Source organism: Bordetella tumulicola, from assembly GCF_965138755.1.
Classification (GTDB): domain Bacteria; phylum Pseudomonadota; class Gammaproteobacteria; order Burkholderiales; family Burkholderiaceae_B; genus Bordetella_A; species Bordetella_A tumulicola.
In genome coordinates this window covers 62,108-77,789 of sequence record NZ_CBCSFP010000008.1, presented here as the reverse complement: position 1 = coordinate 77,789, position 15,682 = coordinate 62,108, and the positions used below count along the sequence as shown (strand labels likewise).

Sequence of the window (15,682 nt, the reverse complement as noted above, 5' to 3'; positions counted from 1 at the left end):
TCTGGATTGTAGTGAGTATGGATTCGGCGAGCTATCGTCAAGGCCTCCCAACCTACACGAAAAAATCTTATGAAAACTGTCATGATTACTGGCTGCTCTTCCGGCTTCGGACTGGAGACCGCGCGCCACTTCCTCAAGCAAGGTTGGCAAGTGATTGCCACGATGCGCACGCCGAGCGAGGACGTGCTGCCGCCCTCCAGTCGATTGCGCGTGCTGCAGCTCGATGTCACCGATGTATCGAGCATTCACAATGCCATCGAGGCCGCAGGTCCCATAGACGTGCTTGTCAACAACGCGGGCTTCGGCGCGCCCGCTCCGTTAGAGCTGACGAGTATGGAGACCTCGCGCGCGCTCTTCGAGACCAACACCTTCGGCACGATCGCGGTCACGCAGGCGGTGTTGCCGCAAATGCGTGAGCACAAGTCCGGCGTCATCGTGAACGTGACCTCGAGCACCACGCTGAAGCCGTTGCCATTGGTCGGTATCTATCGCGCAGCCAAGGCCGCGGTCAATGCATTCAGCGAATCGCTGGCGATCGAGGTTGAGCAGTTCGGGGTACGCGTGCATATCGTGTTGCCCGGATCCTCGAGCGAGACCCGCTTTCGTGACACGGCGCGGACACACCTGCGCGGCATGGATGACGAGATCTATGGCGAGTTCATGCAGCAGACCATCGCCCGCATGCAAGCCTCCGTAGGCCAGGGAACGCGATCGAAGGACGTGGCCGAGGCGGTGTGGTATGCAGCGACGGATCCGTCGGCACCGATGCGCATCCCCGCCGGTGCCGATGCCGTGCAGTGGGCCGCCGAAACACGCTGACCTCGCGCCGCACGTTGCCTGGAGTTTGCCGGCCGGCGTCCATTTCACCGAGCAAAACGCGCATTTCGTCGAAAAAGGCTTGTGCCGCCCGGCAAATTCCTCGACGCTTACCCGGAATTTTGCTGCAAATCGCTCGCGAGCCTGATCGACGAGATGGGAACCGGTGCGCACCACCTTGCCACATATTCGCTCGATCAACCGGATTTCGCGTGTCCTGAAAACTTACAAGACAGGTGATGTATGGCTACCGAAGCAGTGGTATACATTGGCGGTATCAACCCCCATGATGTGAGGGTCGATCAGCAATACTACGATGCCGACACCGTACTGGAGGCGATCTACGACGACCCCAATACGACTCTGAACGTCGAGGATGACACGGACGTTTCCCGCACGTTGGACCTCAAGCAAACCATCAACGCGGAACTGTCGTCCACCTTTTCGTTGAACGTGCTGGACAACGCCAGCGTCAGGCTGGTCGCGCTGGACGGCTCGGCCAACAATCCCACCTACAACTACGGTCTGGTCGGCAACGGAAAACTGGAAATGACGCCGGAATTTGTCGATGCCGCATTGGGCTTCGTCGGTCAATCGCCGGTTGTCACGATCAACGTTGACTTCAGTGACGCCGGTGCCTCGACGCTGGTGTACGATCCGGGCAATATCTCCAACCTGCGCGTGCCACCCACCATTACCGGCATGTCCATGGGCGACCAGATTCAAGTCCCGGGCGCTCAGAACGTCAACTACGACAATGACGTTCTGTTCTTTCGTACCGATCAGGGCATTGAAGTCGGCCGTCTGCATGCGCCGGACTTGGACCCCGACTGGCTGAAAATGGACGGTGACACCATGACCTACGCGTGCTATCTGAAAGGCACGCACATCGCGACCCCGGGCGGCGAAGTCAAGATCGAGGACCTCGCCGCGGGCGACCAGGTCTGCACCGCCAGCGGCGGCGTCGCCACCGTCAAATGGCTGGGCCACCGTACCCTGTACAAACATCGCACCCCCGCAAAGAACGCAATCCGCGCCTTCCCTATCCTCTTCAAGCAGGGTGCGATTGCCGACAACGTGCCCCATCGGGATCTGCTGCTGTCCCCTTGGCATCACGTGTACTTTGACGGCGCACTCATTCCCGCCATGCTGCTGGTCAATGGACGCACCGTCATCCAGCAATTCGACATGCCTGTCTTTGAATACTTCCATGTCGAGCTGGAATCGTTCGACATTCTCCTTGCCGAGGGCCTGCCGGCAGAGTCGTACGTTGACACCGGCAACCGCGCCATGTTCCAGAATGCCGATACCGTTGCCTTACACCCGGACTTCGGCCCTCCCACCGGGCGACCAGTGATCGACGGCATCAAAGTGGTGCGCGCTGGCCCCACCGTCGAAGCCGTACGCAAACGTCTGCTGGCCCGCGCCCAGGCGCTGACTCAATCCGTGCGCATCACCGACCCCGGTCTCTACGTCGAAGTCGATGGCCAGCAAATACACGCCGAGTCAGCCGGCCAGCCCGAGGGCGTCCTGCGCTTCGCCTTGCCGGCGGGCGCTGTGCACGCCGACGTGTGGGTCCGTTCGCGCTGCGCAGTTGTGCGCGAGACGACCATACGCGCCAACCGCGACTTGCGGCAGGTCGGCGTGGGCTTGGTGCGTATCACCATCGAAGACGAGATCGGCCGTCGAGATCTGGACCTGCTCGACACTCGGCTCGATGGCATGCATGCGCCTCAGGATGTGCGCGGCGCAGTGATGCGCTGGACCAATGGCGACGCGCGCATTCCTGCGGTCTTGCACGGTGCGCGTGGCCCGACGACGCTGGAGCTGCATGTGCTGCGGACTTATTCGTACTGGGAAAAGGCGCTGCGGGCAGCGTAAAGGCAAGCTCGATGCCATGGGCCCCCACTGCGGTGCTCTGCGATACGAAGGGCACCTGGTGAGGGTGCCCTTCGTTTTTTTAGATGCAACCGAGCCATGCCGCGGACCGGTTGATGATTGAAATGACGTAAATTGACAACACGTATCCGTAAGGATGCTTTACTCGCTGATAAAAATCATTATCATTCATAGCTGCTTTTCTTTTCATGGCGAGTGCCGCTGGTGTCGGCGGCAATGACTAGTCAGTCAAGCGCTACATCGCCAAAGCCCTGCAACGCTGCGGCATTGAACTTGTCTTCGTTGTCTTGGTGTAGAACCACTCCCCAGGTCGCTAATGTCACGCCCGAAGTTGCCGAGCAGGCAATCCTATGGTTGCTGGCACAGCATGAGGAGCGGGTCTCGCCGCATGTGATCGGGCAATGGTGCCAGTGGCGTGCCCAGCACCCGGATCACGGGCGGGCATGGCGACGCATCGAAGCCGTAAAAGGAAATCAGTAGCCACTGCTTCCGCTCTGTATCCCTCCGAAAGGTCACCCTCATGCACGTTGTCGCGTCATTTAAGTCCCCCAGTTCCGCGAGCCATCCGCGCACGACCCTCGCCATGGCGCTAAGGTCTGTATTCTGGGCCGCATTCATCGCCACACCAGTCTTGCTTGCTCCTACTATCGCCCGTGCGCAGACGCAACCCGCGGGCGCCACAGGCGAGACAGACGCGGCAGACGTGACCACGCTGTCGACCGTGATAGTGACCGGTGCAGCTTATTCCGATTTACCTGAAGCCTACGCGGGCGGGCAAGTCGCGCGAGGCGGCACTCTGGGTATTCTGGGTGTGCAGGACGTGATGGATACACCTTTTAGCGTTACTAACTATACGGCGCAGACCATTCGGGACGAGCAAGCTCGCACCTTGGCCGACGTGGTCGTCAACGACTCGTCGGTACGCATGCAAACATCTACCGGCAGTTTCAGTGAAGATTTTCAGATTCGCGGTTTCACTGTTCCCAGCGGTGACGTCGGTCTCAACGGCTTATATGGTTTGACGTCGTCCAATCGTATGCCGGCGGCTCTCATGGAGCGTATCGAGGTGCTTAAAGGCCCCGGTACGTTGATGTACGGTATCAGTCCCACCGGTAGCGTTGGTGGCAATATCAATATCATCACCAAGCGCGCTGGCGACACGCCATTGACACGCCTGACCACCACATACGAAAGCAAGTCAGTGCTGGGCACGCAGTTGGACGTAGGCCGACGTTTCGGCGACGACAATCAATGGGGCATTCGTGTCAATGCCCAGTACAAGAATGGCGAAACCAGCCTGGACAATGGCCGACAGGAATTTGGTCTGGGCGCGCTGGCGCTAGATTACCGTTCACCGAAATTGCGCTGGTCGTTGGATGCCTATTCCCAGCGCGAGAACATCGATAACTTTCGCGCGCAGAATGGATTCCGCCCTGGCATTCCCTACATTCCCTCCGCGCCTTCCGGGCATCGTGCGATTTATTCTGGCGCCGACCTGACGGTCTTCGATTCGACCGTGGCGACACGCCTCGAATATGACGTTACCGATCGTCTGATGGTGTACGGCGCGGCGGGTTATCGCTACGGTGGCAGCGAGCAGGACTTTCCCCAAGCACGAACCGTCAATGGCGTCGATGAGCATGGCAACTTTCGGGTGACCAACTCATGGTATGACGCGTATTCGCGTAACAAGACCGGCGAGATTGGCGCGCGCGCGAACTTCGAGACGTTTGGGGTCAAGCACTTGCTGACCTTGTCGGGCTCGATTCTCAAGCTGGAGGCGGGCAGTTTCTACCTGTCATCGGATGAAAGCACGGATTCTAATATCTACGACCCGGTTCCGCTGATTCCGATGAGCGGCCACCGCGGTACTCCGAGCAAGAACTCGGAGACCGAACTCACCAGCTTTGCGTTAACCGATACGCTATCGTTTGCTAACGACCGGATCCTGATTACTGGTGGGCTACGCAGGCAGAATGTGAAGTTGGACAACTTCAATACGGCAGGGAGCGTCACGTCATCCTACGACGAAAGCGCCATCTCTCCGCTCGCTGGCTTTGTTGTTCGCCCCCTGGAAAATGTCTCGTTGTATGGCAATTTCACCTCGGGCCTGACGCGTGGCGGGACCGCGCCAGCAACCGCGGCCAATGCTGGAGAAGTGTTCGCCCCATACAAGTCCAAGCAGTACGAAGCGGGCGTAAAAGTCGATTGGGGTAGCGTCCTCACGACCGCCTCGGTCTTTCAGATCGACCGGCCGAGCGCGATTACCGATCCAACTACCAACGTCTACAGTTACGACGGCGAGCAGCGCAACCGCGGCCTGGAGTTGTCGGCCGTCGGCGAAATCACCCCCGGGCTGCGCGTCATGGCTAGCGCGACCTTCTTCGATGCCAAACTTCAGCACACAGCAGGCGGCGTTAATGATGGCAAGCGAGCCCCTGGCGTGCCCAAACGCACTTATAACCTAGGCGTCGACTGGGATCTGCCCTGGGTTCCGGGCATGAGCGTGAACGCACGCGCCATCTACACGGCCTCAATGCCCTACGACGCGAATAATTCGCTGACACTGCCGTCGTGGACCCGCTATGACATCGGGGCTCGCTACCGCACAAAGGTAATGGGCAAGCAGGTGACGTTCCGCGCGAACGTCGAAAACCTGTTCAACGAGAACTATTGGCTGTCGAGCAGTGCGCTGCTCACTGTGGCGACAGCGGCTGCGCCTCGTACGGTATTGTTGTCGGCCGAGATAGAGTTTTAAGCGACAGAGCAAAAGGCCGCGCATATCGTGTCGCGGCCTTGGCTCAAGGCTGAAGCGGTGGTTGATATGGTGAGACTATCCCCGCCCACTCAAACATGGCCCTATACGTCTAGCTAGCGGTATTCAAGCTCGATAACTCGCGGCCGCGGGTTTCAGGCAATAGCAGGGTAGCGATCAGCACCACCGTATACGCGCCGCCGGCAAAAATGCCGATGGCCATGGCCAGTCCCATGCTGTTGCTCAGGTAGCCCACCAGGCTGGGAAACAATGCGCCAATGCCGCGGCCAAAGTTGTAGGCGAAGCCCTGGCCGTTGGCGCGTATCTCTGACGGGAACAGTTCGGTCAGGTAGGCGCCCAGCCCGCCGAAGATACCCGATGCGGCAAAGCCCAGCGGAAAACCCAGGAACAGCATCTGGCTATCGGTCAGCGGCACCTGGGTATAGAAGTACACGCATATGCCCGACAGCACTGAGTAAATGATGAAGTTGATGCGGCGTCCCAGACGGTCGGCCATGTGCGCGCCGGCGATGTAGCCGCAGAACGAGCCCACGATGATGACGAGCAGATAGCCTCCTGTGTTCAGGACTGACAGATGCCGTTCCACTTTCAGGTAGGTGGGTAGCCACGTGGTCACCGCGTAATAGCCGCCCTGGATGCCGGTGCACAGCAACGCCGATAGCAGCGTGGTCTTGAGCAGCCCCGGCGCAAAGATCAGCCAGGGCGATACCTTGGGGCGGTCTTGCTTTTGCTCGCGTCCTTGTTCGAAAATCTCGGGCTCGGGAACATGCTTGCGGATATACAGCACCAGCAGGGCGGGTAGCACACCGACCCAGAACAGACTGCGCCAGGCCCATTCTTCGGGCAGCACCGAGAACGCAATGGTGTACAGCAGAGCGGCAACACCCCAGCCCACGGCCCAACCGCTTTGCACGGTGCCCACGGCGCGGGCGCGATGCTGGGACTTGATGATCTCGCCCATCAGTACCGAGCCCACCGCCCATTCGCCGCCAAAGCCCAGGCCTTGCAGCGCGCGCAGGATGAAGATCTGTTCGAAGTTCTGGGTGAAGCCGATGCCGACGGTGCATACCGAGAACCACAAGATGGTGATCTGCAGGATGCGCACGCGGCCGTAGCGGTCGGCCAGGATGCCCGCGCCCCAGCCGCCGATGGCCGAGAACAACAGGGTCACTGTGCCCAGCATGCCTGCCTGGCCGCGGTCGATGCCCCATAGCGTCACCAAGGTGGATATCACGAAAGTGAACACCATGTAGTCCAGCGCATCGATGGTCCAGCCCAGGAACGACGCGTAGAACGTGCGTTTACCGCTGGGAGAGAGTTCGCCAAACCAGCTCATGTCATGTCTCCGCTATGGATAGGGTTGTTGGCCGAGTGTGTGGTCACGGCTGTGGCCAATACATTGGTAGCCAACAAGTGTGTAGCTAAACGCGCGCTTCAATCCAGCGCGGGAAAGTCATACAGGGCTTGCGGGTTGTCGACCAGGATGCGGCGGCGCAGGCTGTCGGTAGGCGCCCACTTGGGCAGCAGGTTGCGCAATACACCGGTGTCCGGCATGCGCGGGATGGCTACGTGGGGCCAGTCGCTGCCCCACACCATCCGGCCGGGGGCGGCCTGGATCAGCGCCTGCGCCCAAGGGGTGACATCGTCGTAGTGGTCGAATTGCTCGCTGATGCGATAGGCACCTGACAGCTTCGCCCACCAGCCGTATTCTTTGACGCCGTGCAGCAGGGCTTGAAAACCGGGATGCTGCATGCCGTCGGATACCGGCATGTGGCCCATGTGGTCAAACACGCAGGGTATCGATAGCTTGGCCAGACGAGGCATTGCATCGGGCAGGTGGCGCACGTCCATCAGAAATTGCGCATGCCAGCCCAGCCGGGCGATGCGCGGGGCCAACAGGTCCAGCGCGTCCAGGCCGACACCGCCGCCGAACAAGACGTTAAAGCGTACACCGCGCACACCGGCAGTATGCATGGCTTGCAGTTCGTGGTCCGTGACATCGGGGTTCACCACCGCGACACCGCGCAAGGTGTCGCGGTGACGGCCCAGCACATCCAGCATGTAGCGATTATCGGTGCCATGCACGCTCACTTGCACCAGCACGCCGCGCGCCATGCCGCTGGCAGCCAGCATGGCCAGATACTTGTCTTCGGAGGCGGGTGGCGGCGTGTAGCTGCGGTTTTCCACGTACGGGTAGCGCACGCCGTCGCCAATGACATGCGCATGCGTGTCGCACGCACCGCGCGGTATGTCAAAGCTGGCGGAGGCCACATCGGGCAGGGGCCCCAGACAAAGCGCATGGTTAACAGGCGGTGAGCTTGGGGGCTGCGTCATGGGGGATGGCCTTCTCATGAGAGTGTGGATGAGATTACGCCTGCGCTAGTTTTACTGTCAATAATGTTGTCGATAATATGAAGGGGTAAAGCGATGCGGCTTTGTTATTGACAATAACTGACGCGGGCCGGAAGGAGCATGCAGAAAAGTGTGGTTGGTCAGGGTCAAAACTGGGCCCAACATATGAAGGGGGTATCTAGGCCACACTTACGAAATTTCGTTCATGGTGTCTAGGCTTCCATAGCAAATTGTTCCGAGACGGTCCGGAGCGACGGCATCAACGCCAGTTAGGCAAAACAGGACGTGCGATGTCGAGATTGAGGTTGCTTTGGGGCGCCACCACCCTGGCCATTCTGGCTGTGCTGGGCTTTGCCGGCTGGATATTGAGCTTGCCGGCGGCAACAGCGGTCGCGCAGGCGCCAGTGGTGCCGCAAACGGAGGCCGATGCCCTGTTGGCCGCGCTCAAGTCGACGAAAGGTGAGCGTCCGTTGATTGCCATCTTGGGCATCAACGACGCCACTGAGACGACTGACTATCTCTTGCCCTCGGGCATCCTGCGTCGGGCTGATGTGGCCGATGTCATGATGCTGGCGACCGGTCCGGGTCCAGTGCGGCTCTATCCATTGCTTCAAGTGATACCTGATGCAACCATAGCGGTTGTCAGCGGCGCAAAATACCGCGAATCCAGCATGACGCGCCTCGCAATACTTACCAGCGCCTCAAGTCCTTCGGAGTAGGAAGAGGTACGGTAAGCCGCGCAGATCTGGAGCGGCCTGAAGGGCGTCTGTTGACGGTAACTCACGATGGCGCCTCGCTGGATTTCATTGCGCAAAATGCAGGTGGGCAGCACGCCGATGCCCACACCCGCGGCCACCAATCGGGCGAGCATCGCCAGACTATTGCAAGTGCTGACCCTGAGCGTTGGCCCGCCCTCTTTTTCCCACCAGTTGGTCATCCGCTCGTGTAGTGGCGAGGGGGCGGGCACGCAAAGAATGGTGGATTGCGATAAGGACTGCGGATCGGCAAACTGAGTGGGTAGCGGCATGGCTCGGCTGCTCATCCAGGCGACCGGTGCGAGCGCCAGCGGCTCAACCTGGGTGTTGGCCAGATGGCCCGGATCGGCCAGGATGGCCAGATCCAGCTGATTGGCCCCCAGCGCATCGAGCAGAACGAAGCTATTACCTACTGTTAGCTCGACCTTCAGGCGCGGATAACGCTCTCCTAACAGCGAGACGATTTTGGGCAGTACGGCGATGGCGACGGTTTCCGACGAGCCGACCCGAAGCGTCCCCTGCAGCGGGTCGCCGGTGCGTAATCGAGTCTCCAGTTCATCCAGCAGCTTGAGTACTTCGTCGGCGTAGTGCACGGCGACCGCGCCTTCGGCGTTCAGCTTGGCCGCACGTCCGTCTCGCTCGAACAGTTTGGTGCCAAGCGCCTCCTCAAGCTCGCGCACGCGCAGGGAGACTGTCGGCTGAGTGACGTTCATCTGCCGCGCCGCCGCCTGGAACGAGCCAAGCTTCGCAATGGCCGTAAGCGCTTCAATCTGAGCCAGGGAATATCGACGCATCAGTTTTTCCTATGCAATTGGCCGTAAAAGTTTAATTAGTTTAATGATTGGCGCGTTGCTAGGATAGCGCCATGACGCTGGATACACGGATTTCTCTGGATCGAAATGCGCAGTAGATCCGGCACTATGGAGAGACCGATGACAAAGACAAAACGACTCCGGGACGCAATCTACGCGCCGGAAATACTGGTGCAACTCGGTGTTTTTGATGGATTCAGTACGCGCCTGGTCGAGCACATGGGCTACACGAGCGCCTTTGTGACGGGCAGCGGCGTGAGCGAAACGCGTCTTGGCCAAGTCGATGTGGGCATCATGGGCATGGAAGAGAACGTCGCGGCGGTACGCAGCATAGCGGCATGCTCAAATCTTGCGCTACTGGCTGACGCGGATACGGGTTATGGCAACGCGGTCAACGTGTATCACACCGTGAGTGCTTTCGAGCGCGCGGGCGCCGCCGGCATCATGCTCGAAGATCAGGTTTGGCCCAAGCGCTGCGGTCATATGCGCGGTAAAGAAGTCATCCCTCAGGACGAGATGGTGCAGAAGCTGCGCGCCGCGTGCGATGCGCGTATCGACAAGGATTTTGTTATCAAGTCGCGCACGGATACGCTGGCCACTCACGGCCTAGATGAGGTGATTCAACGCCTGAATGCCTACGCAGAGGCCGGGGCTGATCTCTTATTCGCAGACGCGCTGCTCGACGCCGAGCAAATCCGCACGGTTGCAGCCAATGTTCCCAAACCGCTATGCGTGAACATGGGTTTTGGTATTCGTCAGCGTTCGACGACGCCGCTTTTGTCGGCAACACAGTTGCAGGATTTGGGTGTGGCCGTTGTGATTTACCCGCGCTTGCTGACGGCCTGCGCATTGGCCGGTATGAAAAAAGGCATTGAGATCCTGGGGCAATCGTTGACGAGTGGAAAGCCTGAAGATCGCCCCGACGCCGCGGTGAGCTTCGAAGAGCTCAACGACATCATGGGCATGGCGGCCATCAAGGATCTAGAGGAACGGTTTCTGACCGGTGCACAAAAGGCCGCGAAATATGGCAGTGAGGCGATCGGCGCCCTCCGTGCCACGACATCGGGCGCTGGGCATGAGTAATACGCACGCCACGTCTCGCATACTGCCCCTGGGGTCCGTCGACTGCCATGCGCACGTCATCAAGATGGGTCTACCGTTGATAAGCGATCGACATTCACAGCCCGCTCGCGAGGCGAGCGTCGAGGATTATCTGAGCACGCTGACTGCCCATGGCGTGACATACGGGCTGCTCACGGCGCCCAGTTTTTTCGGACCCAATAACGAGGTGCTGCTCGACGCGCTGCGCTTGTCTGCAGGCAGGCTACGCGGCACCGTGACGGTGCAACCCGATATCAGTGAGGACGCACTTGCCGACTTACAGAGCGAGGGGGTGTGCGGTATCCGGCTGAATTGGGTCAAACGCCAAGCGATCCCGAATATCCATTCCAACGAATACCAGGGCTTGTTGGGCAAGGCAAAGAACCTGGGGCTGCACATCGAGGTGTTTCTCGAGGGCGAGCATCTGCCGCCGGTCCTGGCGGCGATCAATGCAAGTGGCGCGCGTGCTGTCATTGATCACTTTGGTAACCCGGGCGGCAGCGACGGTATTCGAAGCGAGGGCTTTCTGGCGTTGCTCGATGCGCTTGAGGCAGGCAATACCTGGGTCAAGCTATCCGCGCCCTTTCGCTTGCGGGGCAGTGAGGCACCTGCCCTGGCCGCCAAGATCATTCAGCAATCGAACGGTGAGCGCGCGTTATGGGCAACGGATTGGCCCTGGGTCGGTCACGAGGACAAGATCACGTATCCGCAGTGCATCGAATCACTTTTCGAATGTGTGCCGGATGAGGCAATACGGAACCGTATCCTGACAAAAAACGCACACGAAGCGTTCGGATTCGGGTCGTAGCAAGACGAGCCCGGGTCGGGTTCGTTAATCCATCGTCTTAGTAATCACCACGCCGGTTAGGAGACACCATTATGAGAAAGCATAAGCTTCTTGGCGCAACACTACTTGCAGCACTATTCGGGCTGGCCAACGTATCGGTGGCCAGCGATGTCATCAACATGATTATTCCGGCCTCTCCCGGGGGCGGGACCGACGCTCTTTTCCGTGCGATTGCACGCTACGCCGAACCGCATCTGGGCGCAACACTGGTGGTGCAAAATGCCGGCGGCGCGGGCGGCACGATCGGGGTCGGCCAGCTTGCGCGCGCCAAGCCTGATGGCCGGACGATGGCGGGTGTGTGGATGGGACCTATCACTGTCGCACCGCACACGGTCGACGCAACTTACGGCCTGGATGACTATATTCCTGTCATTCAGCTCGATGCTGCCCCCTACGTCATGTGCGTTCGTAATGAGTTTCCGGCCAATACGGGCAAAGAGCTTCTCGACACGCTGAAATCAAAGCCGGAGCACTACACCTTTGGCACTGATGGTGTGGCCGGCCCAGGCCAGCTTGCCGCCGAGCGCGTGTTCCAGGCGTTTGGCGTCAAGGCGCGCGACATCCCGTATCGGGGCGCGGGCGAAATCATGCCAGCCCTGCTAGGTAAGGTGGTCGACGTCTATGTGGGCTCCGTGCCTCCAGCCGCTGGGTTGGCAAAGAAAGGCGACATCAAGTGCTTGCTTGCTACCGGCGCCGATCCCGTCAAGGCGCTGCCACGCGCCACAACGTTGACCGAACTCGGTATCCCCGAGAAAGAGACGCTGCTCTGGCACGGTCTCATCGTGCCTGCCGGTACGCCCGATGCGGAGGTCGAGCGTATCGCCGACGCGTTCGAACAGGCCGCAAACACACCGGAAATGACCCGGTTCTTTGAAACAGCCGGCGTGGAAAAGAAGATCTTGCGTCGCGAGGCATTTTCTCAGCACATCCGTAAGGAATACGCGGAACTTGGCGATTTGGTTAAATCGCTCGGACTTAAAAAACAATGATCAAGGCGCCGCAACCGGTCACAAAGCTGGCCAATTGCGGCGCTTTGTCTTTGTTGTGGAAGGCTTCTTTTTCATCAAAATTTCTTATCAAGCTGGTCAAATAACGTCGCTTTTCTAGATGAAAGGGTGTCCCTATACTGCGGGAAACGTAGCTCTCGTCCGGCAACGCGCCGGCGCGGGAGTTAATTATTTCTATACACAGACAGGAGACAACCATGAAGCCGTGGTTCAAATTTTTTGCCATGCTGGCCTGTTGCGCGAGTGTTGCCGCGCAGGCGCAGTATCCCGACAAGCCGATTCGCCTGATCGTGCCGTTCTCGCCAGGCGGTAATATCGACGCGACCGCGCGCATTATTTCCGGTGGCCTGGCCGAACGCCTGGGTCAAACGGTCATCGTAGAGAACCGCGCGGGCGCTGGCGGCACGGTGGGATCGGAATTCGTCGCGCGCTCATCACCCGACGGCTATACCATGCTGCTGGGCTCAACGGGGGCGTTGGCACCGGTTCGTTCGCTGCATCCCAAGACGAAACTACAGCCGACTGAGGACTTCGCCGCGGCGGCGCCGCTGACTCGCGCGCCATTGGTATTGGTGGTTAGCCCCACGTTACCTGTGAAGACGCTGGCCGAATTCATTGAGTATGCCAAGGCTCGCCCTGGCAAGTTGACGTTCGCCTCCGCGGGCGTGGGGACCGCCGCTCATCTGACGGGCGAACTGTTTCAGAAGCTCAGCGGCACCGAGTTCCTGCATGTACCATACAAAGGCAGCAGCCTGGCGGTAGCAGACCTATTGGGCGGGCACGTGGATCTGACATTCGATCAATTGGCGTCAACGTTGAGCCAGATCCAGGCGGGCAAGCTGCGCGCCCTGGGGGCGACCACGGACAAGCGCTCCAGCGTTATGCCTGAACTGCCGACGCTGGCCGAGTCCGGCTTGCCGGGCTTCGAGGCCAGCACCACCACCGGCCTGTTGTTTCCCGCGGGGACATCCGAGGACATCATTGCAAAGGTCAACGCCGCCGTACAAGAAGTGTTGCGCCTGCCTGACGTGCAGAACCAGTTCCGCGAGCTCGGCTCCGATGTGCTGATCGGCACGGGCGCTGATTTCGATAAGGTGCTGCGCGACGAAACTGCTAAATGGGATGGCGTGATCAAGGAAGCGGGCATCAAGCCCATGGATTAAAGGCCAATCAACAATGAAAAACCACGACGCGACCTCCGCCCCGCTGTGCTTGCCGCCGCTGACGCAGGCATCGAGACCGCGCTGGGCCTTGCCGGCCAACGCCACTGATTGCCACTGTCACGTCTATCAGGACCTGGCTCGTTATCCGCTGATCGAAGAACGGTCCTATACGCCTGCGCCTGCCACATTGCGGCAGTATTCGGAGATGTGCGAACAGGTGGGGATCCAGCGCACCGTACAAGTGAGCGCCAGTGTCTATGGCACCGACAATTCCTTGACGCTTGATGTGATCGCGGCATTGGGCCAGCATCGGGCGCGCGGCGTCGCCGGCCTGGCCGCCGATGTGTCGGCGGCTGAACTGAGCCGGCTGCATGACGGCGGCATGCGCGGGGTGCGTCTTTCCACTCATGTCAAAGGCTATGGTGGTACGCAGGGGCTGGACGCAATGGCTGATCGGATTCGACCGTATGGTTGGCATGTACAGGTACATGTGGCCAACATCGATGAATTGGTGCCGCTCGAGGATACGCTGCTGCGCACGCCGGTACCGCTGGTGTTCGACCATATGGGCGCACTGCGTGGAAGTCAGGGCGTCGACAACCCGGGCTTTCAGGTGATGCTGCGCATTCTGCGCGAACGCGATGATTGCTGGACGAAGATATCGAGCTGGTATCGTCGTTCATCACAGGGAGAGCCGGACTACGGTGACATGGCGCCGATTGTGCGGGCTTTGGTAAAGACACGGGCGGACCGCCTGGTGTTCGGGACCAACTGGCCGCATCCCGCTTTGTTCGCGCCCAGTACCGTGCCGGACGATGGCCACTTGATCGATCTTTTCTGCGATTGGGTGCCGGACGCCGCCACACGTGAACGTATCTTGGTAACTAATCCGGCGCAGCTATACGGATTTGACGGCTGAGTCGAGTGTCGGATTTTCGCACAAGCACTAGCAGGAAACTCTAATTGACGTGCCTTTGTTCGCGGGTTACACCCGTAGCTAGGCACACGTAGCATCAGTCTTATCGCATTGAAAATGTGTTTCGCAGTCGCAGTCGCAGCGCAACATTAAAAAAGCGTTTCCAGGAGACAAGATGAATACTTCAATACGACGTTTCGCATTCCTGCTGTGTTTGTGTGTAGGGTTTTTTCAAGCGGCTGTGGCCGAGAATATCTCGATCGCCACGGGCGGCACCGGCGGGGTCTATTACCCGATCGGCGGTGGTATTGCATCAATGCTGTCCAAGAAAGTGCCCGGCATGGAGGCCACTGCCGAGGTGACTGGCGGGTCGGTGGATAACCTGAAACTGATCGACGGCGATGATTCTTATATCGGACTGACGATGTCCGATGCCGCGCAGGATGCCTACAAGGGTGAAAATAAATTCAAGGACAACAAGGTGCCGCTGCGCACCCTGATGATTCTTTATCCGAACCGCATGCACGTGGTCACGGTAGATGGACGCGGCATCGAAAAGATCGCCGACCTGAAAGGCAAGCGCATTTCCACGGGTTCGCCCGGCAGCGCGACCGAAGTCATGGCTTTTCGCATGCTGGAGGCGGCCGGATTGGATAAGGACAAAGACGTTGACCGCGAACGGCTGGGTGTCGCCGAGTCGGTGAGTGCCGTGAAGGACAACAAGATCGATGCCTTCTTCTGGGTGGGTGGTTTGCCGACGGCCGCGGTAACGGACCTCGCCAATACGCCGGGGACAAAAATCAAAATGATCGACAACGCGGATCTTGTCGGGGCGATGAACAAGAAGTACGGGGATCTGTATATCGAAGACACGATTCCAAAATCCACCTACCGCGGCATGGAGCAGGACAACAAACAGGCGACGGTCATGAATATCCTGGTCGCCAACGAGAAGATGAGCGATGAGACGGCGTACAACATCGTCAAGACCATCTTCGACAGCCGCGACGATCTGATCGCCGTGCACAAGGACACGGCTGAATTCAAGCTCGAGAACCAGAAGGCGGCGGCCTCGCCGATTCCGTTCCATCCGGGCGCCATCAAGTACTTCGCCGAGAAGGGCGTCAAGATCAATTGAGCTGGTTCTTCCTCGCCCCAACCCACGCGGTTGGGGCTTTTACATGGCTCGCGCAACGATAACGCCAAGGCACACAGAGGCCGAACTCCATCCAGGGGAA

15 protein-coding genes are annotated in these 15,682 nt (G+C 59.4%); 10 read left to right on the top strand and 5 right to left on the bottom strand.

Annotated elements, in window-relative coordinates:
- Positions 1-69 precede the first annotated feature (69 nt).
- From ACNAZS_RS18755 to ACNAZS_RS18740, 4 genes are all read left to right on the top strand, one after another.
- Entirely contained in the window at positions 70-819 is a 750-nt protein-coding gene (locus tag ACNAZS_RS18755) for an SDR family oxidoreductase (protein ID WP_415792014.1), read from the top strand.
- A 240-nt stretch (positions 820-1,059) separates the two neighbouring features.
- Positions 1,060-2,697: a Hint domain-containing protein gene (locus tag ACNAZS_RS18750; RefSeq protein ID WP_415792013.1), complete on the top strand. Its 1,638-nt coding sequence runs from the start codon at positions 1,060-1,062 to the stop codon at positions 2,695-2,697.
- Between the two features lie 234 nt (positions 2,698-2,931).
- Positions 2,932-3,195 carry a FecR/PupR family sigma factor regulator gene (locus tag ACNAZS_RS18745; RefSeq protein WP_415792012.1) on the top strand — a complete coding sequence of 88 codons (264 nt, stop codon included), beginning with the start codon at positions 2,932-2,934 and terminating at the stop codon, positions 3,193-3,195.
- Between the two features lie 103 nt (positions 3,196-3,298).
- A complete protein-coding gene (locus ACNAZS_RS18740; RefSeq protein WP_415792011.1) occupies positions 3,299-5,473 on the top strand; it encodes a TonB-dependent receptor in 2,175 nt (724 codons plus the stop codon).
- 109 nt (positions 5,474-5,582) lie between these two features.
- Here ACNAZS_RS18740 and ACNAZS_RS18735 read toward each other — a convergent pair whose 3' ends face one another.
- The 4 genes from ACNAZS_RS18735 to ACNAZS_RS18720 all read right to left on the bottom strand — a co-directional run bounded on the left by ACNAZS_RS18735 (position 5,583) and on the right by ACNAZS_RS18720 (position 9,392).
- Positions 5,583-6,827 carry an MFS transporter gene (locus ACNAZS_RS18735; RefSeq protein WP_415792010.1) on the bottom strand — a complete coding sequence of 415 codons (1,245 nt, stop codon included), beginning with the start codon at positions 6,825-6,827 and terminating at the stop codon, positions 5,583-5,585.
- Between the two features lie 98 nt (positions 6,828-6,925).
- On the bottom strand, positions 6,926-7,825 hold the full coding sequence (locus ACNAZS_RS18730) for an amidohydrolase family protein (protein ID WP_415792009.1): 900 nt from the start codon (positions 7,823-7,825) through the stop codon (positions 6,926-6,928).
- Between the two features lie 277 nt (positions 7,826-8,102).
- A complete protein-coding gene (locus ACNAZS_RS18725; RefSeq protein ID WP_415792008.1) occupies positions 8,103-8,333 on the bottom strand; it encodes a hypothetical protein in 231 nt (76 codons plus the stop codon).
- 120 nt (positions 8,334-8,453) lie between these two features.
- Complete coding sequence (locus tag ACNAZS_RS18720) at positions 8,454-9,392, bottom strand: LysR family transcriptional regulator (protein WP_415792007.1); 939 nt, start codon at positions 9,390-9,392, stop codon at positions 8,454-8,456.
- A 138-nt stretch (positions 9,393-9,530) separates the two neighbouring features.
- On the opposite strand from ACNAZS_RS18720, the gene ACNAZS_RS18715 reads away from it, so the two are divergent.
- From ACNAZS_RS18715 to ACNAZS_RS18705, 3 genes are all read left to right on the top strand, one after another.
- Positions 9,531-10,493, top strand: coding sequence for an isocitrate lyase/PEP mutase family protein (locus ACNAZS_RS18715; RefSeq protein ID WP_415792006.1), 963 nt, complete (start codon positions 9,531-9,533; stop codon positions 10,491-10,493).
- Positions 10,486-11,319 (top strand): amidohydrolase family protein, encoded by an 834-nt coding sequence (locus tag ACNAZS_RS18710; protein ID WP_415792005.1) that lies wholly within the window; start codon positions 10,486-10,488, stop codon positions 11,317-11,319. The genes ACNAZS_RS18715 and ACNAZS_RS18710 overlap by 8 nt, the downstream gene beginning before the upstream one ends.
- A gap of 71 nt (positions 11,320-11,390) precedes the next feature.
- Complete coding sequence (locus tag ACNAZS_RS18705) at positions 11,391-12,347, top strand: tripartite tricarboxylate transporter substrate binding protein (protein ID WP_415792004.1); 957 nt, start codon at positions 11,391-11,393, stop codon at positions 12,345-12,347.
- On the opposite strand, the gene ACNAZS_RS18700 is transcribed toward ACNAZS_RS18705, so the two are convergent.
- The gene (locus tag ACNAZS_RS18700) at positions 12,334-12,579 is read right to left on the bottom strand and encodes a hypothetical protein (protein ID WP_415792003.1); all 246 of its coding nucleotides are present in this window, start codon (positions 12,577-12,579) and stop codon (positions 12,334-12,336) included. The genes ACNAZS_RS18705 and ACNAZS_RS18700 overlap by 14 nt on opposite strands.
- Here ACNAZS_RS18700 and ACNAZS_RS18695 point away from each other — a divergent pair.
- The 3 genes from ACNAZS_RS18695 (at position 12,563) to ACNAZS_RS18685 (ending at position 15,582) form a co-directional block, all read left to right on the top strand.
- Positions 12,563-13,528 carry a Bug family tripartite tricarboxylate transporter substrate binding protein gene (locus tag ACNAZS_RS18695; protein WP_415792002.1) on the top strand — a complete coding sequence of 322 codons (966 nt, stop codon included), beginning with the start codon at positions 12,563-12,565 and terminating at the stop codon, positions 13,526-13,528. The genes ACNAZS_RS18700 and ACNAZS_RS18695 overlap by 17 nt on opposite strands.
- A gap of 13 nt (positions 13,529-13,541) precedes the next feature.
- Positions 13,542-14,447 (top strand): amidohydrolase family protein, encoded by a 906-nt coding sequence (locus ACNAZS_RS18690; RefSeq protein WP_415792001.1) that lies wholly within the window; start codon positions 13,542-13,544, stop codon positions 14,445-14,447.
- Positions 14,448-14,619: 172 nt separating this feature from the next.
- Positions 14,620-15,582: a TAXI family TRAP transporter solute-binding subunit gene (locus ACNAZS_RS18685; RefSeq protein ID WP_415792000.1), complete on the top strand. Its 963-nt coding sequence runs from the start codon at positions 14,620-14,622 to the stop codon at positions 15,580-15,582.
- The last annotated feature ends 100 nt before the right edge of the window (positions 15,583-15,682 follow it).

What these genes read in the sequence shown, in the direction of transcription:
- ACNAZS_RS18755 (WP_415792014.1), top strand. Translation starts at nt 70, where the DNA reads ATGAAAACTGTCATGATTACTGGCTGCTCTTCCGGCTTCGGACTGGAG.
- ACNAZS_RS18750 (WP_415792013.1), top strand. Translation starts at nt 1,060, where the DNA reads ATGGCTACCGAAGCAGTGGTATACATTGGCGGTATCAACCCCCATGAT.
- ACNAZS_RS18745 (WP_415792012.1), top strand. Translation starts at nt 2,932, where the DNA reads ATGACTAGTCAGTCAAGCGCTACATCGCCAAAGCCCTGCAACGCTGCG.
- ACNAZS_RS18740 (WP_415792011.1), top strand. Translation starts at nt 3,299, where the DNA reads ATGGCGCTAAGGTCTGTATTCTGGGCCGCATTCATCGCCACACCAGTC.
- ACNAZS_RS18735 (WP_415792010.1), bottom strand. Translation starts at nt 6,827, where the DNA reads ATGAGCTGGTTTGGCGAACTCTCTCCCAGCGGTAAACGCACGTTCTAC.
- ACNAZS_RS18730 (WP_415792009.1), bottom strand. Translation starts at nt 7,825, where the DNA reads ATGACGCAGCCCCCAAGCTCACCGCCTGTTAACCATGCGCTTTGTCTG.
- ACNAZS_RS18725 (WP_415792008.1), bottom strand. Translation starts at nt 8,333, where the DNA reads ATGCCCAAGATGGCAATCAACGGACGCTCACCTTTCGTCGACTTGAGC.
- ACNAZS_RS18720 (WP_415792007.1), bottom strand. Translation starts at nt 9,392, where the DNA reads ATGCGTCGATATTCCCTGGCTCAGATTGAAGCGCTTACGGCCATTGCG.
- ACNAZS_RS18715 (WP_415792006.1), top strand. Translation starts at nt 9,531, where the DNA reads ATGACAAAGACAAAACGACTCCGGGACGCAATCTACGCGCCGGAAATA.
- ACNAZS_RS18710 (WP_415792005.1), top strand. Translation starts at nt 10,486, where the DNA reads ATGAGTAATACGCACGCCACGTCTCGCATACTGCCCCTGGGGTCCGTC.
- ACNAZS_RS18705 (WP_415792004.1), top strand. Translation starts at nt 11,391, where the DNA reads ATGAGAAAGCATAAGCTTCTTGGCGCAACACTACTTGCAGCACTATTC.
- ACNAZS_RS18695 (WP_415792002.1), top strand. Translation starts at nt 12,563, where the DNA reads ATGAAGCCGTGGTTCAAATTTTTTGCCATGCTGGCCTGTTGCGCGAGT.
- ACNAZS_RS18690 (WP_415792001.1), top strand. Translation starts at nt 13,542, where the DNA reads ATGAAAAACCACGACGCGACCTCCGCCCCGCTGTGCTTGCCGCCGCTG.
- ACNAZS_RS18685 (WP_415792000.1), top strand. Translation starts at nt 14,620, where the DNA reads ATGAATACTTCAATACGACGTTTCGCATTCCTGCTGTGTTTGTGTGTA.